26 protein-coding genes are annotated in these 26381 nt (G+C 61.3%); 17 read left to right on the plus strand and 9 right to left on the minus strand.

What is annotated here, in order from left to right:
- Nucleotides 1–4 precede the first annotated feature (4 nt).
- Nucleotides 5–715: a dihydromonapterin reductase gene (gene folM / locus BLO80_RS19035; RefSeq protein ID WP_092329429.1), complete on the minus strand. Its 711-nt coding sequence runs from the start codon at nucleotides 713–715 to the stop codon at nucleotides 5–7.
- 209 nt (nucleotides 716–924) lie between these two features.
- Nucleotides 925–1485, minus strand: coding sequence for an antibiotic biosynthesis monooxygenase (locus BLO80_RS19040; protein WP_092329433.1), 561 nt, complete (start codon nucleotides 1483–1485; stop codon nucleotides 925–927).
- 219 nt (nucleotides 1486–1704) lie between these two features.
- Here BLO80_RS19040 and BLO80_RS19045 point away from each other — a divergent pair, with 219 nt between their 5' ends.
- Nucleotides 1705–2661 carry a MerR family transcriptional regulator gene (locus tag BLO80_RS19045; RefSeq protein ID WP_092329527.1) on the plus strand — a complete coding sequence of 319 codons (957 nt, stop codon included), beginning with the start codon at nucleotides 1705–1707 and terminating at the stop codon, nucleotides 2659–2661.
- On the opposite strand, the gene BLO80_RS19050 is transcribed toward BLO80_RS19045, so the two are convergent.
- On the minus strand, nucleotides 2658–3263 hold the full coding sequence (locus BLO80_RS19050) for a hypothetical protein (protein WP_092329435.1): 606 nt from the start codon (nucleotides 3261–3263) through the stop codon (nucleotides 2658–2660). The two genes, BLO80_RS19045 and BLO80_RS19050, sit on opposite strands and share 4 nt — an antisense overlap.
- A 54-nt stretch (nucleotides 3264–3317) precedes the next feature.
- Nucleotides 3318–3791 carry a PAS domain-containing protein gene (locus tag BLO80_RS19055; RefSeq protein ID WP_092329438.1) on the minus strand — a complete coding sequence of 158 codons (474 nt, stop codon included), beginning with the start codon at nucleotides 3789–3791 and terminating at the stop codon, nucleotides 3318–3320.
- Between the two features lie 154 nt (nucleotides 3792–3945).
- Between BLO80_RS19055 and BLO80_RS19060 the strand changes: the two genes are divergently transcribed.
- From BLO80_RS19060 to BLO80_RS19095, 9 genes are all read left to right on the plus strand, one after another.
- A complete protein-coding gene (locus BLO80_RS19060) occupies nucleotides 3946–4401 on the plus strand; it encodes a flavodoxin (protein WP_092329441.1) in 456 nt (151 codons plus the stop codon).
- Nucleotides 4402–4542: 141 nt separating this feature from the next.
- Nucleotides 4543–5325, plus strand: a complete 783-nt coding sequence (locus BLO80_RS19065) for a class II aldolase/adducin family protein (RefSeq protein ID WP_092329444.1) — start codon at nucleotides 4543–4545, stop codon at nucleotides 5323–5325.
- Nucleotides 5325–6227, plus strand: a complete 903-nt coding sequence (locus BLO80_RS19070) for an alpha/beta fold hydrolase (protein ID WP_092329446.1) — start codon at nucleotides 5325–5327, stop codon at nucleotides 6225–6227. Before BLO80_RS19065 ends, BLO80_RS19070 begins: the two co-directional genes overlap by 1 nt.
- Nucleotides 6228–6576: 349 nt before the next feature.
- Nucleotides 6577–7488 (plus strand): SDR family oxidoreductase, encoded by a 912-nt coding sequence (locus BLO80_RS19075; protein ID WP_092202585.1) that lies wholly within the window; start codon nucleotides 6577–6579, stop codon nucleotides 7486–7488.
- Nucleotides 7489–7534: 46 nt separating this feature from the next.
- Nucleotides 7535–7801: a hypothetical protein gene (locus tag BLO80_RS29460; RefSeq protein ID WP_139197050.1), complete on the plus strand. Its 267-nt coding sequence runs from the start codon at nucleotides 7535–7537 to the stop codon at nucleotides 7799–7801.
- 327 nt (nucleotides 7802–8128) lie between these two features.
- The gene (locus BLO80_RS19080) at nucleotides 8129–9922 is read left to right on the plus strand and encodes a DUF1302 domain-containing protein (protein WP_092329449.1); all 1794 of its coding nucleotides are present in this window, start codon (nucleotides 8129–8131) and stop codon (nucleotides 9920–9922) included.
- 22 nt (nucleotides 9923–9944) lie between these two features.
- Nucleotides 9945–11312 (plus strand): DUF1329 domain-containing protein, encoded by a 1368-nt coding sequence (locus BLO80_RS19085; protein WP_092329451.1) that lies wholly within the window; start codon nucleotides 9945–9947, stop codon nucleotides 11310–11312.
- A gap of 304 nt (nucleotides 11313–11616) precedes the next feature.
- Nucleotides 11617–14166 carry a helix-turn-helix transcriptional regulator gene (locus BLO80_RS19090; RefSeq protein WP_092329454.1) on the plus strand — a complete coding sequence of 850 codons (2550 nt, stop codon included), beginning with the start codon at nucleotides 11617–11619 and terminating at the stop codon, nucleotides 14164–14166.
- A gap of 199 nt (nucleotides 14167–14365) precedes the next feature.
- On the plus strand, nucleotides 14366–15067 hold the full coding sequence (locus tag BLO80_RS19095; protein WP_092329456.1) for a hypothetical protein: 702 nt from the start codon (nucleotides 14366–14368) through the stop codon (nucleotides 15065–15067).
- Here BLO80_RS19095 and BLO80_RS19100 read toward each other — a convergent pair.
- Entirely contained in the window at nucleotides 15032–15853 is an 822-nt protein-coding gene (locus BLO80_RS19100; protein ID WP_092329459.1) for an IclR family transcriptional regulator, read from the minus strand. The genes BLO80_RS19095 and BLO80_RS19100 overlap by 36 nt on opposite strands.
- A 152-nt stretch (nucleotides 15854–16005) precedes the next feature.
- Between BLO80_RS19100 and hmgA the strand changes: the two genes are divergently transcribed.
- The 3 genes from hmgA to maiA are packed head-to-tail and all read left to right on the plus strand — an operon-like array spanning nucleotide 16006 to nucleotide 19261.
- On the plus strand, nucleotides 16006–17310 hold the full coding sequence (gene hmgA, locus BLO80_RS19105) for a homogentisate 1,2-dioxygenase (RefSeq protein WP_092329461.1): 1305 nt from the start codon (nucleotides 16006–16008) through the stop codon (nucleotides 17308–17310).
- Nucleotides 17311–17312: 2 nt separating this feature from the next.
- Nucleotides 17313–18617 carry a fumarylacetoacetase gene (gene fahA, locus BLO80_RS19110; RefSeq protein ID WP_092329464.1) on the plus strand — a complete coding sequence of 435 codons (1305 nt, stop codon included), beginning with the start codon at nucleotides 17313–17315 and terminating at the stop codon, nucleotides 18615–18617.
- 8 nt (nucleotides 18618–18625) lie between these two features.
- Nucleotides 18626–19261, plus strand: a complete 636-nt coding sequence (gene maiA / locus BLO80_RS19115; protein WP_092329467.1) for a maleylacetoacetate isomerase — start codon at nucleotides 18626–18628, stop codon at nucleotides 19259–19261.
- A 162-nt stretch (nucleotides 19262–19423) separates the two neighbouring features.
- On the opposite strand, the gene BLO80_RS19120 is transcribed toward maiA, so the two are convergent.
- The gene (locus BLO80_RS19120; RefSeq protein ID WP_092202603.1) at nucleotides 19424–20227 is read right to left on the minus strand and encodes a SirB1 family protein; all 804 of its coding nucleotides are present in this window, start codon (nucleotides 20225–20227) and stop codon (nucleotides 19424–19426) included.
- 187 nt (nucleotides 20228–20414) lie between these two features.
- Between BLO80_RS19120 and BLO80_RS19125 the strand changes: the two genes are divergently transcribed.
- Complete coding sequence (locus BLO80_RS19125) at nucleotides 20415–21434, plus strand: Glu/Leu/Phe/Val dehydrogenase family protein (protein ID WP_060740711.1); 1020 nt, start codon at nucleotides 20415–20417, stop codon at nucleotides 21432–21434.
- Nucleotides 21435–21766: 332 nt separating this feature from the next.
- Here the strand turns inward: BLO80_RS19125 and BLO80_RS19130 are convergent, their stop codons facing one another.
- Entirely contained in the window at nucleotides 21767–22027 is a 261-nt protein-coding gene (locus BLO80_RS19130; RefSeq protein ID WP_003205410.1) for a YebG family protein, read from the minus strand.
- A gap of 305 nt (nucleotides 22028–22332) precedes the next feature.
- On the opposite strand from BLO80_RS19130, the gene BLO80_RS19135 reads away from it, so the two are divergent.
- The gene (locus tag BLO80_RS19135) at nucleotides 22333–22833 is read left to right on the plus strand and encodes a phosphate-starvation-inducible protein PsiE (protein ID WP_047699631.1); all 501 of its coding nucleotides are present in this window, start codon (nucleotides 22333–22335) and stop codon (nucleotides 22831–22833) included.
- Here the strand turns inward: BLO80_RS19135 and BLO80_RS19140 are convergent.
- The gene (locus BLO80_RS19140; protein WP_092329469.1) at nucleotides 22830–23147 is read right to left on the minus strand and encodes a DUF3509 domain-containing protein; all 318 of its coding nucleotides are present in this window, start codon (nucleotides 23145–23147) and stop codon (nucleotides 22830–22832) included. The genes BLO80_RS19135 and BLO80_RS19140 overlap by 4 nt on opposite strands.
- A 497-nt stretch (nucleotides 23148–23644) precedes the next feature.
- Between BLO80_RS19140 and BLO80_RS19145 the strand changes: the two genes are divergently transcribed.
- Nucleotides 23645–24055 carry an HPF/RaiA family ribosome-associated protein gene (locus BLO80_RS19145; protein WP_060740719.1) on the plus strand — a complete coding sequence of 137 codons (411 nt, stop codon included), beginning with the start codon at nucleotides 23645–23647 and terminating at the stop codon, nucleotides 24053–24055.
- Between the two features lie 282 nt (nucleotides 24056–24337).
- Here the strand turns inward: BLO80_RS19145 and BLO80_RS19150 are convergent, their stop codons facing one another.
- A complete protein-coding gene (locus BLO80_RS19150; protein WP_092329472.1) occupies nucleotides 24338–25213 on the minus strand; it encodes a helix-turn-helix domain-containing protein in 876 nt (291 codons plus the stop codon).
- A 136-nt stretch (nucleotides 25214–25349) separates the two neighbouring features.
- Between BLO80_RS19150 and BLO80_RS19155 the strand changes: the two genes are divergently transcribed.
- Nucleotides 25350–26252, plus strand: a complete 903-nt coding sequence (locus tag BLO80_RS19155) for a DMT family transporter (protein ID WP_092329475.1) — start codon at nucleotides 25350–25352, stop codon at nucleotides 26250–26252.
- The last annotated feature ends 129 nt before the right edge of the window (nucleotides 26253–26381 follow it).

The raw sequence follows: 26381 nt of genomic DNA on the forward strand, positions 1-26381 counted from the left end.
AAGGCTATTTGACGTGTCGCCCGCCGTTAACGGTCAGGGTCGTGCCGGTGACATAAGGGTTGTCCAGCAGATAACGCAGGCTCTGGTAGATCACTTCGCTGCCGGGTTCGATACCCAGTGCGGACTTGGCCAGGGCCTTGGCGCGGTAAGCCGCGTCGTCTTCGGGGTTGAACAGTAGCAGGGCCGGGGCGATGCCGTTGACCTTGATCGCCGGGGCGAACTTGGCCGCGAACGACAGGGTCAGGCTTTCCAGGCCGGCCTTGGTGGCGCAATAGGCGATATGTCGGGCGCTGCCCTTGCGGGTCACGTCATCGCTGATATGCACGATATCCGCTGGCGTTGAACGCCGCAGCAACTCGGCGCAATGCAGGTTGATCAGGTAAGGCGCGAGCATGTGCACGCCGAACATGGCGCTGAAGGCCGCTGCTTCGCTGCCGGGCGCCTCGGTCATCCAGGCCGAGGCGTTGTGCACGATGGCCCGCAGCTGGTCGGTGTGCTGCTTGAGTTGTTCGATAAAGGCCTGGATCCCCGTTTCGCTGGAGAAGTCGGCGAACAGTACCACCGCCCCCAGGTCCCGTAACGTTTGCACGCCGGGGCGCTCGGTGCGATAGGTCGCGATCACCGGTTGCCCCTCCTCCAGCAAGCGCCGGGCGCAATGCAGGCCGACGCGCTGGGCTGCACCAGTGATCAGGATCGGAGCGGGGGGGCTGGACATGGGGCGGCTCGGTTCACGGCAAGAGCAAAACTATAACAGCGACGCGGGGCGCGTCCTATGTACAAAGGTCAATCCGGTCGCGACCAGTTGCCCACTGTGGGAGCGAGCTTGCTCGCGATAGCGGTGCGACAGTCAATGAGGATATTGAAGGTCAGGCCGTCATCGCGAGCAAGCTCGCTCCCACAGGGTGACTGTCGAGGCAGGTGGCATCAATGATTGCGTGTAGCCGGCACCGCCCGCTGCGGCGCGCCGTTGAGCCAGTTCGCCAGCAGATGGGTCGACATCGGGATAAACAGGTAGACCATCAGCGGTGTCAGGATGACGGTGCTGATGAGCACGCGGCTCAACAGGCCCAGTTCGCCCAGCAGCGGTCCCAGCAGGAAATTGAACAACAGCGACACGGGAAAGAACGCAAGCCAGATGGCCACGGCCTGTTTCCAGCGTGGGGGACGCTGGCCGACCGAGCCGAACCAGCCATCGATGCCACGCACCCGATGTTCGGAGGGATGGGCAAACAGATCGCTGCCGCGTCCCAGCCAGGCCGTGCGCGAGGCGGAGTGTTCCCAGGCGTGCAGCGTCTGTTCGTCGGCAAAACGGAAAATGATCTGGAATTCATTGTCCTGGGGCGGTGGCGCGAGCACGCCGGACCCCAGGTAACCAGGGAAATCGGTGGCCAATTGTTCGCCTTCGCGCAACCAGGCGATCAGATCCTGATAGCGTCCATTGGCGACGCGGCGGGCCACCATCAACGTGACGGGGGAGGTCGACATTATGTATCTCCTTAAGACAGGCGCAACGCTCCGGATAGGAGGTTTGCGGGGGACGCCCCCGGGGTGGTGGGTTGCGTCTGGTCGCCAAAAAACAGGCAAGGATTATTCCTGATGGCGGGTAAAACAACAAAACCGCACTCCTGAATACGTTGTCCTTGTCATGACGTGACTTGAAGGAGAAGATAGGATCCAATTTTCCAGCCGGAATTGTCCGCCAAAATGAGCGTAATCACAGAGGATAGCTTTATTTTCCAGGCATCAGCCTTGAAAAGGGAAGACCTGTTCCCCATTCGCGAAGTCGCGCGCATGACCGGCGTGAATCCTGTGACCCTGCGCGCATGGGAGCGGCGCTACGGTTTGATCCAGCCCACCCGCACCGAAAGCGGGCATCGCCTGTACTCGTTGAGCGATGTCGAGAAGGTTCGCAGCATCCTGGCGTGGATCGAGCGCGGCGTGGCCGTCAGCAAAGTGGGCAAGATCCTGGCCAAGACCGAGGCGGTGCAACCGGTCTCCACGCTGCTTTCATCCGACCTGGTCAAGGCTGATCACGCCCGGTGGCAGCAACAGGTGGCGAACGCGGTTGGCAACTTTGACGATGTGGAATTGGATCGCGTCTACGGGCAGGTCTTTTCCACCTACACCGTGCCGGTCGTCTTCCAGGACATCCTGATGCCGCTTTGGCGACAAATGCTGTATCGCCAGCCAGAATTCGGGCAAATCAGTGAATGGGTGTTTTTCGACGGGTTCCTGCGTTCGCGCATCATCCAGCGGCTTTTGTTCAAGCGCGAAGGCCGGTCGCCGCGGGTCCTGGTCTGCGCCCTGGCCGGCCAGTGCCGTGAGCTGGAATTGCTGGTCACGGCGCTGTTCCTGTCCAGCGCGGACGTGGGCGTCAGGGCGCTGTCGATCGGCGTGCCCTTCAACGAACTGGTCTTGGTGTGCCAGAAGATCCAGCCGCTGGCCTTGGTGCTGGTTTCCAATCATGCGCCGGTCCCGGACTTGCCCAAGCGCCTGGGCAAATTGGCGATGAGCCTGGATTGTCCGTTGATGCTGGCCGGTGAGGCATCCGATCTGGGGCAGGAAAGCCTGGCGGGCTCGTCGATCGGTTGCCTGGGTAACGAAGGTGTAGTGATGCGTCAGCGCCTGCGTCAATTTCTGGCAGGCAACCTCGACACCTAGAGGTGCATGGAGGGATGGGTCAGGCGATGCTGTTGCAGGATGTACTGGCGCAGGCGCTCGGTCTCGTCCTGGTCATTCTGGTTCAGGTGATAGGCCAGCAAACCTCGATCGGTTTCCCGTTCAAAGCCACCACGCAACGAAATTCTTTCGTAGCCTGAGGGGCTGAACCACAAGGCAAACTGCTTCGGTGGCTTGGTCCGGCCGCGGTTTTCCAGCAATACGCCCTTGCAGGACACTTCGTGGACCCAGAGTGGTCCCGGCTGGCCCTTGATATTTTCCAGCGCCACCGGCTCGTCGAGCGTCAGGCGCCACGGGCGTATCTTCGGTCCGTCTTCGTAGATGCTCGGCACACCCAGGCGCAGGTGCATCGCATGGAATTCGTCTTCCACCAGGTGCAATGGAAACGTCATTTGCTGGTTTTCGAAATTGGCTTGCAGGGTGACCTGCTCATTCGCCGCCAGGCGCGTCAACAAGTCACGGATCTGCGACCCACCGTTGACCAGCAAGCTCGACGTGACGTCCCGCTCGTTCAACTGCGGGTTGTGTTGCATGGTCCGGATGAAATCCAGTTCATCCTGCGTCAGGAGGGCATCGCGCTGCATGGTCGACTCTAAATGAGAATTTACATTTTCACTGGTGATTGTAGTGACTGACCATTAATTCGTGGTTTTGTTTGCACCATTCGTCGCTTCAAGCCGGGCAATCGTTTCCCGGGCTTCGGCCAGCTCCTTTTCCAGCTGGGCGACGCGTTGTTGAGCCTTGACCTGGGTCGTGACGTCTTTTTGCACACCGACGAAATAGGTATACCCGTCAGCCTGGTTTTTTACCGTGGACAATGACAGCTCATTCCAGAACGGTGTGCCGTCCTTGCGGTAGTTGCGCAGCACCTCTCGACAGGCGCCGCCCTCCCGCAAGGCTTGGCGAATCGTCTCCAGGGACGGTTGGTCGCGATCACCCGACTGCAGGAACCGGCAATCCTGGTAAAGGATTTCGTCGCGGTCATAGCCGGTCAAGCGTTCGAAAGCCGGGTTTACGTAGATCAGGATATTGTCTTCGCCTTCTTTTTCGGCGATGACAATCCCGTCGTTGGAAGCATTGATGACCAATTGCATCAATTGAGCGTTGATCATTGGAGGAGCCCTTTTGAACATCCGTGTTGAATCGGCATTTTAGAAGAAATCGCAAGGCTGTCTACTGGCCATTACTGCCGTTGAGAGCCATTCGCAGCCTTGTGGGTGCAACTGTTACTATCCCGGCTCTTTTTTCAGGATCAGGATCAGATTGATGAAAGTCGCCATTCTTTCCGGCTCAGTGTATGGCACCGCCGAAGAAGTCGCCCGGCACGCCGCCAAACTGCTTCGCGACGCGGGCTTCGACGCCTGGCACGACCCTCGTGCGACCCTGGCGGATGTCCAGGCATTCGCGCCAGAAGCCTTGCTGGCGGTGACCTCTACGACCGGCATGGGCGAGCTGCCAGACAGTCTGATGCCGTTGTATTCGACCATCCGCGATCAATTGCCAGGGTTCTTTCGCGGCTTGCCTGGCGCGGTGATTGGCCTGGGCGACGCCAGCTACGGGGATACCTTCTGCGCCGGTGGCGAGCAGATGCGCGAACTGTTCGCCGAACTGGGCGTTCGCGAGCTGCTGCCGATGCTGCGTCTGGATGCCAGCGAAAGCGTCACGCCGGAAACTGACGCCGAGCCATGGCTAGCTGAGTTGATCGAGACGTTGCGGCTTTGAAGCGGATGCGCTGACTCGTTTGGCCAGTAAGCTGGCTGCCAATGCAACTACCGCCTCTGGAAGACCTGACTAGACTGAATTTTCTTGTGTTCGACGTTTTGATGACAAGACTCCTATAACAAGAAACCAGAGGTAAGAACCGTGAGCGTAGCGCCCGTCCAAACGACACTCAGTATCAAGGAACAGGTCAGTGCGGCCGAATGGCAAACCCGGGTGGACCTTGCCGCCTGTTATCGGCTTGTCGCGCTGCATGGCTGGGATGACCTGATCTTCACCCATATTTCAGCGAAGGTCCCTGGCACCGAGGATTTTTTGATCAACCCGTTCGGGTTGATGTTCCATGAAGTCACCGCTTCGAGCCTGGTCAAGGTTGACCAGGCCGGCAACAAGTTGATGGACAGCCCCTACGAGATCAATCCGGCCGGGTACACCATCCACAGCGCGGTGCATGAGGTGCGCCATGATGTGGCTTGTGTGCTGCATACTCACACCGCCGCCGGTGTCGCGGTATCGGCGCAGAAGCAAGGCGTGTTGCCGATCAGCCAGCAAGCACTGTTCGTGCTGTCGAGCCTGGCCTATCACGCTTACGAGGGGGTGGCTTTGAACCACGAAGAAAAGGCACGCCTGCAGGCCGACCTGGGCGAAAGCAATTTCCTGATGCTGCACAACCATGGCTTGCTGACATGCGGCGGCACCGTCGCCGATACCTTCCTGATGATGTTCACCTTTCAACGAGCCTGTGACATCCAGGTCCTGGCTCAGAACGGTGGGGCTGAATTGATTGCCATCGAGCCGCAGATTCTGGCCGGCGCCCGCGCCATGATCGCCGGAGTGACCAAAAGCGCCCAAGGCATGGGCGGCGCGTTGGCCTGGCCGGCGTTGCTGCGTAAGCTCGATCAACAAGACACCGGGTACAGAAGCTGATGGCCTTGGCCCAGATTCCCCTGCGTATTTGGCGCCAGCGCAGCCAGACTTTCCTGTTCCGTGGCCACGCCATCCGTTATTGGGTGGCGGGCCAGGGCGAGCCGCTGCTGTTGATCCATGGTTTTCCCACCGCCAGTTGGGATTGGCATTACCTGTGGCAACCCTTGGCGCAACGCTACCGGGTGATCGCGTGCGACATGCTCGGTTTCGGCGATTCCGCCAAACCGATGGATCACGTCTACAGCCTGCTGGAGCAAGCCGATCTGCAACAGGCCTTGCTGGCGCACCTGAATGTGAAGGGGGCGGTGCATGTGCTGGCCCACGATTACGGTGACAGCGTGGCCCAGGAACTGCTCGCTCGGCATTACGAAGCACGCATCCACCTTGAGAGTTGTGTCTTTCTCAATGGCGGCCTGTTCCCCGAAACCCACCGCCCGGTATGGGCCCAGAAACTCTTGTTGAGCCCCCTGGGCTGGCTGCTGGGGCGGATGTTCTCCCGGGAAAGCCTGGCCTGCAACTTTCGGCAGATTTTCGGCCCCAGGACCGGCCCTACCGAAAGCGAACTGGATGACTTCTGGAGCCTGGTGGCGGCTCATCACGGTCCGCGGATCATGCACAAACTCATCGGCTATATTCCCGAACGTCGTGTGCAGCGTGATCGCTGGGTACTGGCGATGCAGCGCGGCGAAGTGCCATTGCGGGTGATCGACGGCGCAGTCGATCCGATTTCCGGTGAACACATGGTGGCGCGCTACGAGGCCCTGATCCCGAACCCGGACACGGTGTTGTTGCCCGACATCGGTCATTACCCGCACACCGAGGCACCGGTGCAGGTGCTCAAGCATTACCTGGCGTTTCGCGAAGCCATCGCCGCGCCGCGCAGACAAATGGCCTGTACCTGACGACTTGGCATTGAGAAGCGAACCTGTGTGGGAGCGGGCTTGCTCGCGAAGGCGCCAGCACAGCCAACATCCATTCTGACTGGAAGACCGCTTTCGCGAGCAAGCCCGCTCCCACAGCTTTCGGGCGTTTACAAGATTGCGTTCCACTGCAAATCCCTTGTGGGAGCGAGCTAGCTCGCGATAGCGGTCCTCCTGCCAGCCGGAAAATCGAATGCGCCGCCGTGGCTCGGGCCTGCATCATCCCCCCGCCTTATCGGCCACCATTCACTGGCAATCGTGTTGATTGTGACCGGCCGACGGGTGCCGGACACTCGTGGTCATTGTCCTATCCGCCTGCTGGAGTTCTGCCATGAGTGAGTCTGTGCGCTTCGAAGATAAAGTCGTGATCGTCACGGGAGCCGGCGGTGGCCTGGGACGCGCCCATGCGTTGCTGTTCGCCAGACAAGGCGCGAAAGTGCTGGTCAACGATCTTGGCGGCTCGGCGCAAGGGGAAGGGGCCAATGCCTCGGCAGCGGATCGGGTGGTCGCCGAAATCCGCGAGGCAGGCGGCATCGCCGAGGCCAACCACGACTCGGTCACCGATGGCGACAAGCTGGTACAAAACGCGCTCGATGCGTTCGGTCGCGTCGATGTGGTGGTCAACAATGCCGGGATCCTGCGGGACAAGACATTCCACAAAATGGACGACGCCGATTGGGACCTGGTCTACCGCGTCCACGTCGAGGGTGCCTACAAGGTGACCCGGGCCGCATGGCCGCACCTGCGTGAGCAAAACTACGGGCGGGTGATCTTCACCGCGTCCACCTCGGGCATCTACGGCAACTTCGGCCAATCCAACTACGGCATGGCCAAGCTCGGCCTTTATGGCCTGACGCGAACCCTGGCCATCGAAGGCCGCAAGAACAACATCCTGGTCAATGCCATCGCCCCCACTGGCGGCACCCGCATGACCGAAGGCCTGATCCCGCCGCAGGTGTTCGAACAACTCAAGCCCGAACTCGTCAGCCCGCTGGTGGTGTACCTGGCCAGTGAGGCCTGCCAGGAAACCTCCGGCTTGTTCGAAGTGGGCGGCGGTTGGATGGGCAAGGTGCGCTGGGAACGCAGCCTGGGTGCGGGCTTCGACCCGCGCAAAGGGTTTTCGCCCGAAGACGTCGCCGCCCATTGGCAGCAGATCTGCGACTTCGAGGACGCGGTGCACCCGAACGACAACCTTGAAGCGTTGAAGGAAATGATGGCGAATCTGCAACGCCACGCTATCTAAATCCCACTGCCCGGGCCGGTTGCCGCCAGGCGCGGCAAGCGTGCTCATGGACAATATTGTTCACCCGGGTCGCCAGGCTCGCGGTGGTCTCGATAGGGCACAGAGCTATCCCGCATGGCTCAACATCCAGGCAAAGCGCGCGGCGGGGATTTCCTACTGCAACGTAGGAACAAGACGTTTTAACTCGGAAATAACCGCACATAAAAAAGGCCGCTGCAAAAAGCAGCGGCCTAAGCGTGACGTTGCAAAGGAGCTACAAACCAACGTCGATAAACACGGGATGATGGACCGATGCGCCAATCCATCCGAATGACGGTGCGCCAGGCGGGAAGGATGCCGTGGCGACTTGCGCCTGCAGGCCCGTTGCCCTGCAAGCCCGGCCAGCATAGAGATCGAGCCCGACGGGAAACAGCCCGGATCCGGACATGCACCGTTGCAGGGCGCGTAACAGTCGCAGGTGGGGCAGGAATATGCGTGGCGCTGATGGCCCATCATCCAGTCCGTTCATGGGGCGCGCAAACGCCCGTCCCGCAGGGGCTGTAATCCTTTTGAGGTACAGCGCGAATACCTCCTTGGTGCGCTTATCGCCCATGGCGTGCGGCAGTAGGGTGAAGCCTCTGTCACTCACCGGGGAAGACGCATGACAACAATAACAATGCGCGCCATCTTCAAACCGCAGGCGCTGGCCGTCGCGGTGGCCTTGGGTTGCTCTGCCCAGGCGCAGGCCGTTTCATTCAACATTGGCGAGATCGAGGGTCAGTTCGATTCGTCGCTGTCCGTGGGCGCGAGCTGGGGCATGCGCGATGCGGACAAAGACCTGGTCGGCACGGTCAACGGCGGGCGGGGCCAATCCTCCACCGGTGATGACGGACGGCTGAATTTCAAGAAAGGCGAAACCTTTTCCAAAATCTTCAAGGGCCTGCACGACCTCGAGCTCAAGTACGGCGATACCGGTGTGTTCGTGCGTGGCAAGTACTGGTACGACTTCGAGCTCAAGGATGAGGGCCGCGAGTTCAAGGACATCAGCGACAGCAATCGCAAGGAAGGCGCCAAGTCCTCAGGGGCACAGATTCTCGATGCCTTCGTCTACCACAACTATTCCATCGCCGATTTGCCAGGCACCGTGCGCGCCGGCAAGCAGGTGGTCAGCTGGGGGGAAAGCACCTTCATCGGCAACTCCATCAACAGCATCAACCCGGTGGACGTGTCCGCGTTCCGTCGCCCCGGTGCGGAGATCAAGGAAGGCCTGATCCCGGTGAACATGCTGTTCGCCTCCCAGGGCCTGACCGACAAGCTCACCATCGAAGGTTTCTACCAGTTGGAGTGGGATCAGACCGTGGTGGATAACTGCGGCACGTTCTTCGGCAACGACGTGGTGGCCGATGGTTGCACCAGTGGCTACACCGTGGGCAGCCCGGCGATTGCGCCGTTCGTGCCCTTGACCCGGGCATTTGGCCAGGAGATCCAGGTGTCCAGGGAAGGGGTGATCATTCCCCGTGGCGGCGACCGCGACGCCCGCGACTCCGGCCAGTGGGGCACGGCGTTGCGCTGGCTCGGCGATGACACCGAGTACGGCCTGTACTTCATGAATTACCACAGCCGTACACCTACCGTCGGGACCACCACGGCGGGGCGTTCGACGCTGGCGGCGTTGCCGGGAATGGTCGCGATCGCCAACGGCTTGGCCCCTGGCAGCGGTGCGGGTCTGGCGCAAAGCGTGATGCTGGGCCGTGGTGGGTACTACCTTGAATACCCGGAAGACATCCGCCTGTACGGCGCCAGTTTCTCCACGACGTTGCCCACCGGCACCGCCTGGACCGGGGAAATCAGCTACCGTCCCAACGCGCCGGTGCAGGTCAATACCAACGACCTGACCCTGGCCCTGGTCAACCCGATTGCCGGTGGCGCGGCATCGCCTATCGCGACCGCACCGGGTGCCGACAACACCGGTTACCGGCGCAAGGAAGTGACCCAGGTCCAGAGCACCCTGACGCACTTCTTCGATCAGGTGCTGGGGGCTGATCGCCTGACCGTGGTTGGCGAAGCGGCGGTGGTGCACGTCGGTGGCCTGGAGTCCAAGGACAAGCTGCGTTATGGCCGTGACTCGGTCTATGGCCAATACGGCTTCCAGGGCGACACCGATGGTTTCGTCACCTCGACGTCCTGGGGTTATCGCGCCCGGGCGATCCTCGATTACTCCAACGTGATCGGCGGGGTGAACTTCAAGCCCAACGTGTCCTGGTCCCACGACGTGGCCGGCTATGGCCCCAACGGTCTGTTCAACGAAGGCGCCAAGGCCATCAGCGTTGGTGTCGATGCCGATTACCGCAACACCTACACCGCCAGCTTGAGCTACACCGACTTTTTTGGCGGCGATTACAACGTTCTCGAAGACCGCGATTTCCTCGCGTTGAGCTTCGGCGTGAACTTCTGATCTGGCTGACAAGGAAAACCCAATGCGCAAGATGATCCTGCAATGCGGTGCCCTGGCCTTGAGCCTGCTGGCGGCGAACGTGATGGCGGCGGTTTCGCCGGAGGAAGCGAACAAGCTGGGCACCAGTCTCACCCCCATTGGTGCGGAAAAGGCGGGTAACGCCGATGGCTCGATCCCGGCCTGGACCGGTGGTATTGCGAAAAACGCCGGGGCCGTGGACAGCAAGGGCTTTTTGGCCGACCCGTTCGCCAATGAAAAACCACTGTTCACCATCACCGCCGCGACGGTGGACAAGTACAAGGACAAGCTGTCCGAAGGGCAGGTGGCGATGTTCAAGCGCTACCCGGAGACCTACAAGATCCCGGTCTATCCGACCCATCGCAGCGTTTCCCTGCCGCCGGAAATCTACGAGTCGGCCAAGCGCAGTGCGCTCAACGTGACGTCCATCAACGACGGTAACGGCTTGTCCAACTTCACCGGCAATCGCTACTACGCCTTCCCGATCCCCAAGAACGGCGTGGAAGTCATATGGAACCACATCACCCGTTATCACGGTGGCAACCTGCGACGCATCATTACTCAGGCCACGCCACAGACCAATGGCAGTTTCACGCCGATCCGCTTCGAAGAAGAAATCGCCGTGCCGTTCCTGATCAAGGATGCCGACCCGGAAAAGGCCAGTAACGTGCTGACCTATTTCAAGCAGGAGGTCACCGCCCCGGCACGCCTGGCCGGTAATGTGCTGTTGGTGCACGAAACCCTGGACCAAGTGAAGGAGCCACGCCTGGCCTGGATCTACAACGCCGGCCAGCGCCGTGTGCGTCGTGCCCCGCAAGTGGCCTACGACGGCCCGGGCACCGCCGCCGACGGGTTGCGCACCTCCGACAACTTCGACCTGTTTTCCGGCGCGCCGGACCGCTACGACTGGAAACTGATCGGCAAGAAGGAAATGTACATCCCGTACAACAGCTACAAGCTCGACTCGCCCAGCCTCAAGTACGACGACGTGATCAAGGCCGGCCACATCAACCAGGACCTGACCCGCTATGAACTGCACCGGGTCTGGGAAGTGGTCGGGACGGTCAAGCCCAGCGAGCGGCACATCTACGCCAAACGCCACATGTACTTCGACGAGGACAGCTGGCAGGCCGCGCTGGTGGACCACTACGACGGTCGCGGTCAACTGTGGCGGGTGGCCGAAGGTCATGCCCAGTTCTACTACGACCATCAGAACCCGGGCTACACCCTGGAGGCGCTCTACGACATCATCGCCGGCCGCTACATCGCGCTGGGGATGAAGAACGAAGAGAAACACAGCTACGAGTACGGCTTCGAAGCCCGGGCAGCCGACTACACGCCGGCGGCGCTGCGCTCGACCGGGGTTCGATAACCCTTCGGACGGACACCGCATCTGTGGCGAGGGAGCTTGCTCCCGCTGGGGCGCGCAGCGGCCCTGAAACCAGATGGCTCGATGTATCAGGTGCATTGAGTGGACCGTTTTGGGGCTGCTGCGCAACCCAGCGGGAGCAAGCTCCCTCGCCACGGGACCGAGTCTGATTTGAACCCGACATGACGACCGGCAGCAAACCTGCCGGTCGTTTTTTTATGGGCGCCAATCAGCGCGCTGAATACTTCTCCAAAGGTCGGCGACACAGGGCTAGGGTGGTGAGATAACAATAAACAGGATCACCCACATGACCGCCATGACCCCGTGTCCGGACCGTCCAGGATTGCTGCCTCGCCTGTCCTCGACACATCTGCCGCGGCGGTCCCTGAGCGAGCCGCTGCTGGCTTCCGAGGCGCGGGTCAAACTGCTCTGCGCGCCGGCGGGCAGCGGCAAGAGTGCATTGTTCGCCGAGTGTTTCCTGCAGGCTCCCAGCGACTGTCGGCTGCATTGGTTGCCCTTGGGGGGCGCGGCGTTGAGCGCGGTGCAAATGTGCGAGCGCCTGGCGCAGACCCTCGGGCTGCCGGTGCTGGATGAAACGGGTTTGTTGGCCCACCTGGCGCGTTTGCAAACACCCACCTGGTTATTCCTGGACGACTATTGCCGGGTGCCGAACCCCGAGCTGGACCAACTGCTCGACCGTTTGTTGAACACCAGCAGCCCGGCATTGCACCTGTGGTTGAATGGCCGCCGCCGCCCCCACTGCAACTGGCCGCGACTGTTGCTTGATGACGAACTGCACGAGTTTGACCCGCAGGCGTTGTTCTTCACCCCTGATGATATCCAGCCACTGCTTCGCCATCTGCCCGGCCCCCAGGCTGCCCGCACGGCTCGCGAGGTGATTCAGCGCAATGGTGGCTGGTGTGCCGGGGTGCGCATCACCCTGCTCGAGCGTTGCGAATGGGCGCGCAGTCATGCGACACCGGGGCGGCCGGGGACCTTGCTCGACTACCTGGAGTACGAACTGTTCAGCACGCTGACCCCGGACCTGGCACAGGCCTGGCGCGTGCTGGCGCATCTGCCGCGGTTCAATGCCCGGCTGTGCGAGCACTTGTTCGGCGACACGGTGGGCGCCCAATGCCTGCCGTTGTTGCTGGCGTTGGGGTGCTTCATCGAGCCGTGGGAGCAGACCTCGGATTGGTTGCAGATCTTCCCGGCCCTGGCCCGGTTGGTGCGTGAAGAGCCCTGGTCCCAGGGGCGCTCCTGGCACCGCCGGGCCTGCCAGTGGTTTGCCGCCGAGCAGGACTGGCAAATGGCGTTCGAGCAAGCCATGTTGGCCGAGGAGTTCGAGACCGCCGTCAGTTTCTTGCAGCATTTGAATTTCGAGCACGTCTTGCAGCGCCGTAACGTGGTGCTGTTGCTGAGCTTGCACGATCAACAAGGCGAAGCGCTGACCCTTGATACGCCGCAGTCGGTGGGGCTGGTCACCGCTGCGCTGTTGTTCGCCGGACGCTTCGATGAAGCGTCGACGTGCATTGAGCAACTGGCCAGGTTCCTGCCGCAACCTTCGGCCTGTCGGCAGCGGCAGGTGCTGGCCAGGTGGCTGGTCTTGCGCGGCTGGTTGCTGCACCTCTCGGGCGATGGCGAACCGGCGCGCGAACATTTCCTCCAGGCCCAGGCCAGCCTGGAGCCCGAGGCCTGGTCCCAACGGGTGCTGTGCCTGGGGGGGCTGACGCAGCAGGCGCTGCTGGCTGGCGAACTGGCCTCGGCGCAATGGATCAACCGCCAGGCGTTATGCCTGGCGCGAGCGCAGGGTTCGCTGGTCTTTGAAGGATTGCTGGAACTGGACCACGCCCAGGTCCTGGAGCAACGCGGCGCGCCGCATCGGGCCGATCATTTGCTGGCCGCCGTCCAGGCACTGCTGGATAAACCGGGCCAGGACTTTTCAGCGTTGTTGGGACGGATTGCCTTGCGGCGCGGGCGCCTGGCGTTGCGCATGGGGTTTGAGGAACGGGCCGCCGAGCACTTTCAAACGGGCTTGGAAACGGGCCTGCACAGCCAGGACAAACAGGTGCTCTATGGCTTTCTCGGCAAGGCCTGCCTGGCTGCCAACCAGGGCGACTACGGCGAGGCCTTCATGCACCTGCGCGATGCCGAGCGGATCATGCAGCAGCGGCACATCCCCGACACCGTTTACCGTGGCGTGTTGTTGCAAACCAGCTGCCAGTTCTGGTTGCAACAGGGGCGGGCGGAACTGGCCCATGAAGCCTTGACCCGCGTCTTGCGGCATTTTCGCGGACCCCAGGCCAAGCACGCGCCTCCCGCGACCCTGGAGCTGATTGCGCGACTTGAATACCTGCTGGTGCTGGCCGAGGTCTACTTGCAGCGGGCACAGGCGCCACAGGCGCGCCTGCAGGCCATGATCGCCCAGGCGCAGCACGCTGAAATGCACAGTTTGGAAACCGAACTGCACCTGGTGCTGACCGAGGTCGTCTGGTTGTCCGGCGATCGTGCCCAGGCCCGGTCACTGCTGCAAGAGGGGCTCAAGCGAGTCGCGTGCTGGCGGGCCCAGCAAGCGTTGTGCGAACTGCGCTTGCGCCAGCCCGAGTTGTTGCGCTGGGGGCAATCGGCAGAACAGGCCGAGTCGCCCGTCACCGCCGAGGAGACGTTGCTCAGTCATCGCGAGCTGGAGGTCCTGGAGCTGATTGCCCAAGGGCATTCAAACCAACAGATTGCCGAACAGTTGTTCATCTCGTTGCACACGGTGAAAACCCATGCGCGTCGCATCCACAGCAAGTTGGGTGTGCAGCGACGTACCCAGGCGGTGGCAAAAGCCAAGGGCATGGGGGTGATGGGTTAGCTGCAATGATTCGAAACTTCACGCACGCTTACACTTGCCTTTTTTACAGTCGGGCGCTGGCCTGTGTATAACGGCCTGGCTGAAGTTCAAGTCTCAAGTTGCCGCTTCAGTTGACCGGATGCCATGTTGCTGCATCAGGCGCACACCCCATAACAGCTCGAACAGGAAGTTCGAGCTTATGAAATGACAAGGATGTCTTATGAATACCCCGTTGTTTTCTTCTCACTCCGAAAGACTTCAAGCACTGAAAAACACGCGTGTGGATTTTGCCGTGCAGGTGCTATTGGATCATTACCTGGAGCCATTGGATGTCAACCCATTCACCGCCTATGTGAACACGTTGGTGGACTTCCCCAAGCTCGAAACAGCAACTTCCCGAACGTTGTTCGAGGAAACGCTGGCCTGGGTTGAAAAGCAAAGCCTGCCCACCTATACGCAAGGAATCAGTAATGTGTTCAACAGGCGTTATTCCTTTGCTGCCGAAGATCGGATAAAGACGCTGGACTTGATCGCATTTGAAAAAATCGTCATAGACGTCGTTGCAAGTTTGATGGAGAAACCTGCAATCGATTTATCCCCGCGTTCCCTCAGGCCATTGGCCGCCGAGGATGTGCACGGCGCCTTGAAAGTTCATGCGCCCAACATCTATCCAGAGGGTGTGTACGTGACCAGTTTTATTGACCATGGCCTCGGCAGGCGCATGGTGTTGTCTTCCGAGCGGCTGGTTGAGTATCTATTGGGTCATTTCAAGAACGACGTGATTCCCTTCCATTCGAAGGGCAGCCAGCAAGGCATTTATACCGTCGGCTTCAGCGGCGAAGAGCGCCACCTCCATCCGCAACTGATCACCCCGCATCTCAATGATCTAGTGATCAAGATTGTCCCGGATTTCCTGGGCTGAGCCTGGACCGGCCTCATACCCCATCCGCCAACTCACGGCCCGGGTCGCCGCCAACAGTCGTTGCGCCGCCGGGCCATTTTCGTCGGCGTGGAACAGCGAGGTCGGGCCGACGATGGTCATCACGGCCTTGACCTCGCCGACCGCATTGAAGACCGGGGCGGACAAGGCGTCCACGCCCGGCATCAGCAAGCCATGCACATGGTGCAGGCCACGGCTGCGAATCTGCTCGCACAGGCTGGCATAGGCACGATCATCGGCCAGGGCGTGGTGCTCGGTGCCTTGCACTTCCTGCTCGCGCAGGCCGATCGTCTCGCGCGCTGGCAGATAAGCGCTGAACACCAGCCCCGTGGACGAACTGAGCAGCGGCAACACCGAGCCCAGTTGCGTCACCACGGTCACGGCCCGCACGGCGGGTTCGATACGCACCACGGTCGCGCCATGGTTGCCCCACACCGCCAGGAAGCAGGTTTCGTTCAAGTCATCGCGCAGTTCGGCCAGGGGCAGGGCGGCCACTTGCAGCACGTCCATGCCGTTCAACGCGGCCAGGCCCACGCGCAGGGCTTCGCGGCCCAGGCCGTAGTGGTTGGTGGCGGCGTTCTGCTCGGCGAACCCGCTGGCGATCAAGGCCTGCAAGTAGCGATGGACCTTGCTCGCCGGCATCTGCACGTGCTCGGCCAGGCGCGACAGTGACGTGGAGGGGGAGAGTTCGGCCAGGGCCTTGAGAATGTCGGTGCCGACTTCGGCCGAGCGGACTTTCTGTTTACCGTTGCTGAGCGGGGTTTCCATGGAGGCGCAGGGTCCAGAGGCGAATGGGCGTCTTTATAGCTTGACGGTCGTCGTCGAGCAAATTACGTTATGCGTAATTGAATTACGATAAAAATAACCCGGTGCGCCTCAACCACTCCGTTGAGTGACAGGCCGCAGTCCCAGGAGGCTCCATGAACCTCGATTCCACAGCGTCGGACCTGGCTTACCAGTCAGGCTTTGGCAACGAATTTGCCAGCGAAGCCTTGCCCGGCGCCTTGCCCATCGGCCAGAACTCTCCGCAGAAAGCCCCGTACGGTCTCTACGCCGAGTTGTTCTCTGGCACGGCGTTCACCATGGCCCGCAGCGAAGCGCGGCGTACCTGGATGTATCGCATCCGGCCGTCGGCCAATCACCCGGCCTTCACCAAGCTCGAACGGCAATTGGCGGGTGGCCCGCTGGGTGAGGTCACGCCCAATCGCCTGCGCTGGAACCCGCTGGACATTCCCGCCGAGCCCACCGATTTCCTCGACGGGCTGGTGTGCATGGCGGCCAATGCCGGCGCGGACAAGCCAGCCGGCGTCAGCCTTTATCACTACCGGGCCAACCGCTCCATGGAGCGGGTGTTTTTCAATGCCGACGGTGAGTGGTTGATCGTGCCGCAACTGGGACGGCTGCGGATCGCCACCGAACTGGGCGTACTGGAACTGGCGCCGCTGGAAATCGCCGTGCTGCCACGGGGCCTGAAATTTCGCGTTGAACTGCTCGACCCGCAGGCCCGGGGTTACCTCGCCGAAAACCATGGCGCGCCGCTGCGCCTGCCGGACCTGGGGCCCATCGGCAGCAACGGCCTGGCGAACCCGCGGGACTTCCTGACGCCAGTCGCCCATTACGAGAACGTCACGCAACCGACCACCCTGGTGCAGAAATTCCTCGGTGAGTTGTGGGGCTGCGAGCTGGATCATTCGCCTCTTGACGTGGTGGCCTGGCACGGCAACAACGTGCCGTACAAATATGACCTGCGCCGCTTCAACACGATTGGCACGGTCAGCTTCGATCACCCGGATCCGTCGATTTTCACCGTGCTGACCTCGCCCACCAGCGTCCACGGCTTGGCCAATCTCGACTTCGTGATTTTCCCGCCCCGCTGGATGGTGGCGGAAAACACCTTCCGTCCGCCGTGGTTCCACCGCAACCTGATGAACGAATTCATGGGCCTGATCCAGGGCGCCTACGATGCCAAGGCCGAAGGTTTCCTGCCGGGCGGTACGTCCCTGCACAGTTGCATGAGCGCCCATGGCCCGGACGGCGAGACCTGTACCAAGGCGATCAACGCTGATCTTCAGCCGACGAAAATCGACAACACCATGGCCTTCATGTTCGAGACCAGCCAGGTCTTGCGCCCAAGCCGTTTCGCCCTGGACTGTCCGCAACTGCAAACCGACTACGATGCTTGTTGGGCCTCGCTGCCTGTCACGTTCGACCCGAACCGGAGATAACCATGACTCAAAGTTCCCCTGCCCGTAGCTGGGTCGCCAGTGCCAACGGTCACGCCGACTTCCCGTTGCAGAACCTGCCATTGGGTGTCTTCAGCGTCGATGGCGGTGCCTTGCGCTGCGGCGTGGCGATTGGCGAGCGGATTTTCGATCTGCAAGTGGCGCTGCAAGCGGGCTTGTTTGATGGCGCGGCGCAACAAGCCGTCGAAGCCATGGCCGGCGGCCAGTTGAATGGGTTTTTCGACCTGGGCCGCAGCGCCCGGGTTGCCCTGCGTGAACGACTGCTGGAACTGTTGCGCGAAGACAGTCCGTTGCGCGACAAGGTCGAAGCGCTGGAGGCGAAGTTGCTGCTCCTCGCCGCCGACTGCCAGATGCACCTGCCGGCCAGGATCAACGACTACACCGATTTCTACGTGGGTATCGAACATGCGCAGAATATCGGCAAGCTGTTTCGCCCCGACAATCCATTGCTGCCCAACTACAAATACGTGCCCATCGCTTACCACGGTCGCGCTTCGACCATTCGCCCGTCCGGCACCGACGTGCGCCGTCCCAAGGGCCAGACCCTGCCGGCCGGCCAGACCGAGCCGACCTTCGGCCCGTGTGCGCGGCTGGATTATGAGCTGGAACTGGGTATCTGGATCGGCAAGGGCAATGCGCTGGGCGAACCGATCCCCATTGGCGATGCCGCCGAGCACATCGGCGGGTTCTGCCTGCTCAACGACTGGTCGGCCCGGGATATCCAGGCCTGGGAATACCAGCCCCTGGGGCCGTTTCTGTCGAAGAGTTTTTTGACCAGCATTTCACCGTGGGTGGTGACGGCCGAGGCCCTGGAACCGTTCCGCGGCCCGCAACCGGCGCGTCCGCAAGGCGATCCGCAACCGCTGCCGTACCTGTTGGACACACGTGACCAGGCCGACGGTGCTTTCGACATCGAGCTGGAAGTCCTGTTGCTGACCGAGGCCATGGTCGAGCAGAACCTGCCGGCCCAGCGCCTGGCGCTGAGCAACACCCGCTACATGTATTGGACCGTGGCGCAAATGGTCGCGCACCACAGCGTCAACGGCTGCCAGTTGCAGGCCGGCGACCTGTTTGGCTCGGGCACCTTGTCGGGCCCTGAAAACCATCAATTCGGCAGCCTGCTGGAAATCACCGAAGGCGGCAAGAAACCGATCGAACTGGCGTCTGGCGAAGTGCGTCGATTCCTCGAGGACGGTGACGAAATCATCTTGCGGGCCCGTTGCCGCCGCGAGGGGTTCGCCTCCATCGGTTTTGGCGAGTGCCGGGGCAAGATCCTGCCGGCGCGTTGAGGGGAGGCATGGAACTCTATACCTACTACCGCTCCACCTCGTCCTATCGGGTGCGCATTGCGTTGGCGCTCAAGGGCCTGGATTACCAGGCCTTGCCCGTCAACCTGATCGCCGCGCCCGGGGGCGAGCATCGCCAGCCGGCCTACCTGGCGATCAACCCCCAGGGCCGGGTGCCGGCGCTGCGTACCGATGAGGGCGCGTTGCTGGTGCAATCGTCGGCCATCATCGAATACCTGGAGGAGCGTTATCCCCAGGTGCCGCTGCTCAGCGCCGACCTGGCGGTGCGCGCCCACGAGCGTGGTGTCGCCGCATTGATCGGTTGCGACATTCATCCCCTGCACAACGTCAGCGTGCTCAACCAACTGCGGCAGTGGGGCCACGATGAAGCGCAGGTGACGCAGTGGATCGGGCATTGGATCAGCCAGGGCCTGGCGGCGGTGGAGCAGTTGATTGGCGATGAGGGTTATTGCTTCGGTACCGAGCCGGGGTTAGCGGATGTGTTCTTGATCCCGCAGTTGTACGCTGCCGAGCGGTTCAATGTGTCTTTGCAAGCGTATCCGCGGATTCGTCGGGTCGCGGCATTGGCGGCTGGGCATCCAGCGTTCCAGCAGGCGCATCCGGCGAAGCAGCCGGATACACCCTGAGGGCTCACATGGGACTGAAGGCCAGGTGATCTTGTGGCGAGGGAGCTTGCTCCCGCTGGGACGCGAAGCGGCCCCAAGCTTTCTGGCGGTTGCTGCGCAACCGAGCGGGAGCAAGCTCCCTCGCCACAGGGCCGTCATCGCTCCGGAACAAAGTCCACCGGCTCAATGCACCACCGAATTCGGCGGCAAATGCCCCAGCCGCTCCGTCAGCCGGATTCGCTGGATCGGATCGTCGCTGAGCATCAGGGCATGCTCCAGGTCGAAGCGTTCGGCGTTGGGGCAATCGAGGCGCTGATACAGGCTGGCGCGGGCCAGGTAATCGGCGGCGCTGGCGTTGCCCAGTTCCAGCACCCGTTCGGCGTCGATCAGGGCCGCGATGTAATCGTCGTTGGCCAGATGCAGTTGGCGCAGGTTGCGCGACAGGCGCTGCAGCATCTGCATCGGCTCGGCGTTGACCAGGTGCTCCGCCTTGAGCAGCATGTTCGCGCCGTATTGGCGCTGTAGCAGTTCCCGGCAGTCATTAGGGTACAACCGGCGCCCACCGCACGGGTCGAGCAGGTGATCGGCACCGGGCACCTTCAACAGGAAATGCCCGGGGAAATTGACACCGACCATCGGAATTTCCAGGCCACGGGCCAGTTCCAGGGCAATCAGCCCGAGGGCCAGGGGTTGCCCACGCTTGCGGGCCAGGACTTGGTCCAGCAACGCCGCATGTGGTCGCAGGGGGGTGAAGTCGTCTTGGGCGAAACCCAGGTCATTGAGCCGTCGCAACAGGGGCTGGCCCAGTTCGCTGACAGGCAGCATCGGCAGGCCATGGCTGACCCGCTGTTGCAGCTCCTTGAAATCCTTCAGCAAGGTCGGGACGTCGACGTCGCGATCATGTTCGGCAGCGATCCACAACGCCGCTTCGAACAGCGCCGGTGGTGAGCGGTGCAGACAGTCAAAAAAGGCTTGGCGCGGTTTCATCGAACTCTCCGGGCTATGCTCCCGTTTTAGCCCTGCCATGGATTTTCGTCCAGTCTCGAACAGCCACCGTCACAGGTTATGCCGAAAAAGACTGATCACCCTGACGACTTATTCCGGCGTGCTCCAGCAATTTTCGACTGCACGCCTATACTGGCGAAACAAACAAAAGTGATTCGGGAGCCTTACGATGTTTGCTCTCATGCAAAGCTCCCGCCTTGAATCGCTGCACCTAAGCGTAGACCCGACGACCGGGTTGAAGGCGGTGATTGCTATTCATTGCAGCCGTCCCGGGCCTGCCCTGGGGGGCTGTCGTTATCTTGCCTACCCCGACGACGAAAGTGCCGTGGCAGACGCCGTGCGCCTGGCCCAGGGCATGAGCTACAAGGCGGCGCTGGCTGGCTTGCCCGTGGGCGGCGGGGTCGCGGTGATCATGCGTCCGGCCCATGTCGAGAGTCGGGCGGCGCTGTTCGAAGCCTTTGGTCGTTGTATCGAGCAATTGGACGGGCGCTACATCACGGCCATCGACAGCGGCACGTCGGTGGCCGACATGGATTGCATCGCCCAGCAGACCCGCCATGTCACCAGCACCACGGCCTCGGGAGACCCCGCGCCCCACGCGGCCATGGGCGTTTTTGCCGGCATCCGTGCCACCGCCATGGCCCGCCTGGGCAGCGATAACCTCGAAAGCCTGCGGGTGGCGATCCAGGGCCTGGGCAATGTCGGTTATGCCCTGGCCGAACAACTGCACGCGGCGGGTGCCGAACTGCTGGTCAGTGACATTGACCCTGGCAAGGTGCAACTGGCCATGGAGCAACTGGGCGCCCATCCGATCGCCAACGACGCCCTGCTCAGCACCCCCTGTGACATCCTCGCCCCCTGCGGCCTGGGCGGGGTGCTCAACAGCCACAGCGTGGCGCAACTGCGCTGCTCGGCCGTTGCCGGCTCGGCCCACAATCAGTTGAGTAGCCTGCAGGTAGCCGACCAGTTGGAGAGGCGCGGGATTCTTTATGCGCCGGACTATGTGATCAACTCCGGTGGGCTGATCTATGTCGCGCTGAAGCATCGCGGCGAAGAACTGTCGACGATCACCGCACATTTGTCGAAGATCGGCGCCCGGCTCACGGAAGTCTTCGCCCACGCCCAGGCGGAGAAGCGCTCACCAGCCCGGGTGGCCGATGAGTTGGCGGAGCGCCTGCTGTATCGCTGAAAATCCAATGGTGGGAGCGAGCTTGCTCGCGATGGCGACCGTGCATTCAACGTCTTCATCGACTGTCACACCGCTATCGCGAGCAAGCTCGCTCCCACAGTTGTGCTCGCCTTTATTCCTTGCGTCAGGCGTGCTGCCCTTATCCGGCCGGAAAGCATCCACACAAGCGCATCACCCGGCATCGGGTGTTATCAGGCGTGCGGCGTTGTTGGGTTGGTCCAGCAGGTCGGCGATCAGATCCGCGTCGTTATTACTAAAAAGATCGCAGCCTTCGGCAGCACCTACACGGTTGTTCCGTGTGGGAGCTGCCGAAGGCTGCGATCTTTTTTGGGTTACTCGTCCGACGGGTTGAGCAGTTCGGACAAGGCGTCCGGCTGGCTCTTGAATGCCTTGGCGAACACGTCGCGATTCTTCGCCATGTAGATCCCGGCTTCTTCCACCTGTTGCTCGCTCAGCGATGGAACGGCTTTTTGCAAAACCTCGGCCAGCAATTCGGCGAGCTCCAGCATTTTGTCATGACGGTCAGCTTCGGCTTTATCCATGAACAAGCGCTCCAGATCTCGGCTGCTGCGGTATACCACTTCGACGGCCATTCACCACCTCACATGCCTTCACATTGGTTTGTCTTTGCGACTACTGTGTTTATATACAGGCAAAAGGATAAGCGAATCCTGTTGCTTTGGATAGTGGCTTTTTAATGTAGACCGATTTCGGCATGTGAGCGCCAAGCGTGTGGGAGCAAAGCTTGCTCGCGATTAAGCCTGCATGAAGCTCCCAAAAGTGCCGGATACCAGCCTATCGCCATCTCACCCTCAGTCACTGGCCTTTTTTCTGCATGCAGAACAATCGTCACGTCCAACCCGCATCATCCGGTCGAGCCGACCTAAGGAACTACATCGTGAAAATAAACTGGGCCGAGAACCTGCGCCAGAACGTCCATCAACTGGCCGAGTCCCTGGGAAACCTGTTCGTCGAGACCTTCCATTACCTGGCGCTGTTCGCCATTGGTGCGGTGACCGCGTGGGCGGCGGTGATGGAGTTCTTGCAGATGATCGAGGCGGGGCACATCAAGATCGACGACATCCTGCTGCTGTTCATCTACCTGGAATTGGGGGCGATGGTCGGGATCTACTTCAAGACCAACCATATGCCGGTACGGTTTCTGATCTACGTGGCGATCACCGCGCTGACGCGGTTGCTGATTTCCAACGTTTCCCACCACAGCCCGCCCGACCTGGGGATCATTTACCTGTGCGGTGGCATCCTGCTGCTGGCGTTTTCGATCCTGGTGGTGCGCTACGCTTCGTCGCAGTTCCCTTCGGTGAAGATCGAGCACCCGCACCGCAAAGTCGGCGCGGGTTCCAGCGAACATGCCGAAGTGGAGAAGGGTGAGATTTAAAGGCCGGCGGCAGAAGGTGCCGAACCCTGTGCATGCGGTGGTGGCAGCTTGATGTTGTCGCCGCCGGTCATGGCTTCGAGGATGGCCACGGCGCTGTGGCCCTGCTCGATGGCGATGCCGAACTGAATGCTTTGCACCAGGCGCTTGAGCCGCTCCGGGTCATTGCGTTGCTGGGCGCTGATCATGCGTTTGGCGACGATGCGCCCGCTCTTGGACAGGGTCAGCATGATGCTGCCATCCAGGCCCTGGATACTCAGGTTGATTTGATAGTGCGGCGCAAAAGCGTCGGTAATGATCTGAAAAGGGTTGTCCATGATGCGTCACCGCCTGATTGAACGTGCAGTTGTTGACCGGCCGTGATCGCAATTAGTTCGCAACACTGGACCATCGGCCATTCCATGATCGTGTTCATCTCAAATTTTCCAGGGCTGGGCAGGCTTCAAACCGAAAGATCGCAGCCTGCGGCAGCGCCTACGGAGAAGTAGCAAGTGGCATGCCGGAAAAACCGTCGGACAATGATCCCGGCGCCCAGGCGCCGAACGCTCTGGAATGCGGCTGCCCGTTTCGGGGCAATAACGTGCGGATGTTCGTTGACGGTGCAGGAAGGGAGGCGATTTGTGGCGGGTGGGCAGGGCGGGGCAACTCCCGACAGTAACAGCGCTTTTGCCTGTTGTCCGACTTTATTTGCAAATGGATATTTATATTTTTCCAGGGGTTGAATTGTTCTTTCGCCAGCCCGACTCTGTATTCAAGGGGCCGTTGCATCAACGTCGATGGCCCCCGGCGAGCTAGCTGAAATAAGGGATGAACTATGCAAATCCAAGTCAACAGCGATAACCATATTCAAAGCAGCATCCGACTGGAGGAGTGGGTACGTACTACCATTGAAAGCACGCTCGAACGTTATGAAGAAGATCTGACACGGGTCGAGGTTCATTTGCGGGACGAGAACGGCGACAAGCCGGGTCCCCATGACCTGCGTTGCCAGCTTGAGGCGCGGCCTAAAGGCCACCAGCCGATTTCCGTGACGCACAAGGCCGATACGCTGGAACTGGCGATCGAGGGGGCGGCCACCAAGCTTGAAAACGCCTTGGAGCACCTGTTCGGCAAACTGCGCGGCAAGCGCGCTGCCATTGCGACACCGACCGAATCCGTTGCCTTGGCCGATGCGCTATTGGAAGAAGAATTCCTGGAGAACGAGCGGGCCGCACTCAACGGCTGAGCCCGATCGCTTAAAGTCACTCACCGAACGGGCCTGCAATCGCAGGCCCGTTTTGCTTTTATCGGTCCGGTGCGGCAAATAAGCCCATTCCCGCATTGATCCTATTCCCCTGTGTGCGGGGCTTGCTCGCGAAAGCGGTGGGTCAGCTTGCGAAGTTGTTGAATGTCCTGACGCCATCGCGAGCAAGCTCGCTCCACAGAAGGGATTTGTGTCGAATGGCGATTTTGTGACCGCCCCAAGTCCAGTGTGGGAGCGAGCTTGCTCGCGATGGCGATAGTCTGGCTAGCGCAAGAACGCCTGTCGATATTCCCCGGGGCTTGCCCCCACGGTCTGGCGAAAACGGTTGGTGAAGTGGCTGGCGCTGGCGAATCCGCAGGCCAGTGCCACCTCGCCCAGCGGTTGTGAGGTGGTGCGCAGCAAGTGTCGCGCGCAAGCCAGGCGCCGGGCCAGGACATACTGGTGGGGCGGCAGCCCGAAGCTTTCGCGGAACATCCGTGCGAAGTGGTATTCGGACAATGCGCACAGTGCCGCCAGTTGCCCAAGGCTGATAGCCTCTGCCAGGTGGCTGTCGACGTAATCCACCAGCAACCGTCGCTGGTGAGCCGCCAGGCCGCCTTTGAGGCGAAGCCCCTGGCGCTGGCCGACCTGGCTGAGCAGCAGGTGGTTGAGCAGGTCATGGGCCAGGCTGGTGGTCAGCAGGCGTTCAGCGGGTTCGTCCCAGTTCAGCGCGATCAACTGGCGAAAGCGTTGTGCCTGTTGCGGGTCGTCGAGGAACGTCTCCTCGTGCAGTTGCACCTGCCGCGGTTCGCGGTCCAGCAGCGTGATGCAACCCAGGGCGAATTGCTCAGGGCTGAAATACAAGTGGGCAAGGCGAATGTCGCCGTTGATGACCCAGGCCGATTCATGTCCGGCGGGCAGTACGCAGAGTTTGCCCGGCGCCCCTGTGGTCTCGGGTCGTTCGCGGCGAAACGTACCGGTGCCACCGGCAATGTAGCAGGACAACGTATGGTGAGTCGGCGCCTCGTAGTCCTGGGCGTCGTGATGGTTGCTCCACAAAGCGGCCGCCAAGCCGTCCCCGAGCTCGGCGCTGTGCTCCAGGCGAGCGTTGGGCGAGCTGTTGAGGGCTTGAAAGACTTGCAGGCTTTGCAGTGTGGACATGATCGGTTCTCTCCGACTCGAATCCTACTCCGTCGGCCGGCCCATGCCAGCCTGTAAACCGACAAAAGCGCAAGTTTACGCAAGTATGGGGTGGCCAACGGCGTGACACTGTGGGCCATTGCCAGGAGTCGTCACCATGAACCTCTCGTTGTACCTGCTCACCGTGCTCATCTGGGGCACCACGTGGATTGCCCTGAAACTGCAACTGGGCGTTGTCGCCATTCCTGTGTCGATTGTCTATCGCTTTGGCCTCGCGGCCTTGATTCTGTTCGCGATGCTGCTGCTCAGCCGACGCCTGCAAGTGATGAACCGGCGCGGCCATTTGATTTGCATCGCTCAGGGCCTGTGCCTGTTCTGCATCAACTTCATGTGTTTCCTCACGGCCAGCCAGTGGATTCCCAGTGGGTTGGTGGCCGTGGTGTTCTCCACAGCCACGCTCTGGAATGCCTTCAACGCGCGGGTATTTTTTGGCCAGCGGATCGCGCGTAACGTGCTGTTGGGCGGTGCCTTGGGACTGCTGGGGCTGGCGTTGCTGTTCTGGCCGGAACTGGCCGGGCACGGCGCGAGCCCACAGACGCTGCTGGGGTTGGCGTTGGCGCTGTTAGGCACCTTGTGTTTCTCGGCGGGCAACATGCTCTCGAGCCTGCAACAGAAGGCCGGCCTCAAGCCGTTGACCACCAATGCCTGGGGCATGGCCTATGGCGCGGCGATGCTGGCGGTGTGGTGCGTGTTCAAGGGCATTCCGTTCGACATGGAGTGGAACACGCGCTACATCGGCTCGTTGTTGTATCTGGTGATCCCGGGGTCGGTGATCGGCTTTACCGCCTATCTGACACTGGTTGGGCGCATGGGCCCGGAGCGAGCGGCGTATTGCACGGTGCTGTTTCCGGTGGTGGCGTTGAATGTCTCGGCGTTTGCCGAGGGCTACCAGTGGACAGTGCCGGCATGGGTGGGGCTGGTGCTGGTGATGCTGGGGAACGTGCTGGTGTTTCGTAAGCCACGGCCGGTGGCGACGAATGTTGCGCTGGGTGCCCGCTGAGGCAGAACGTCTGGCGATAATCCCGTGGCGAGGGAGCTTGCTCCCGCTGGGTTGCGAAGCAACCCCAAGGTCTACCTGCCACCGCAATGCGTCAGATAAACCGGCAGGGGGCTGCTGCGCAGCCCAACG

Origin of the sequence: Pseudomonas sp. NFACC56-3 (genome assembly GCF_900100025.1) — a bacterium.
GTDB lineage: Bacteria > Pseudomonadota > Gammaproteobacteria > Pseudomonadales > Pseudomonadaceae > Aquipseudomonas > Aquipseudomonas fluorescens_AA.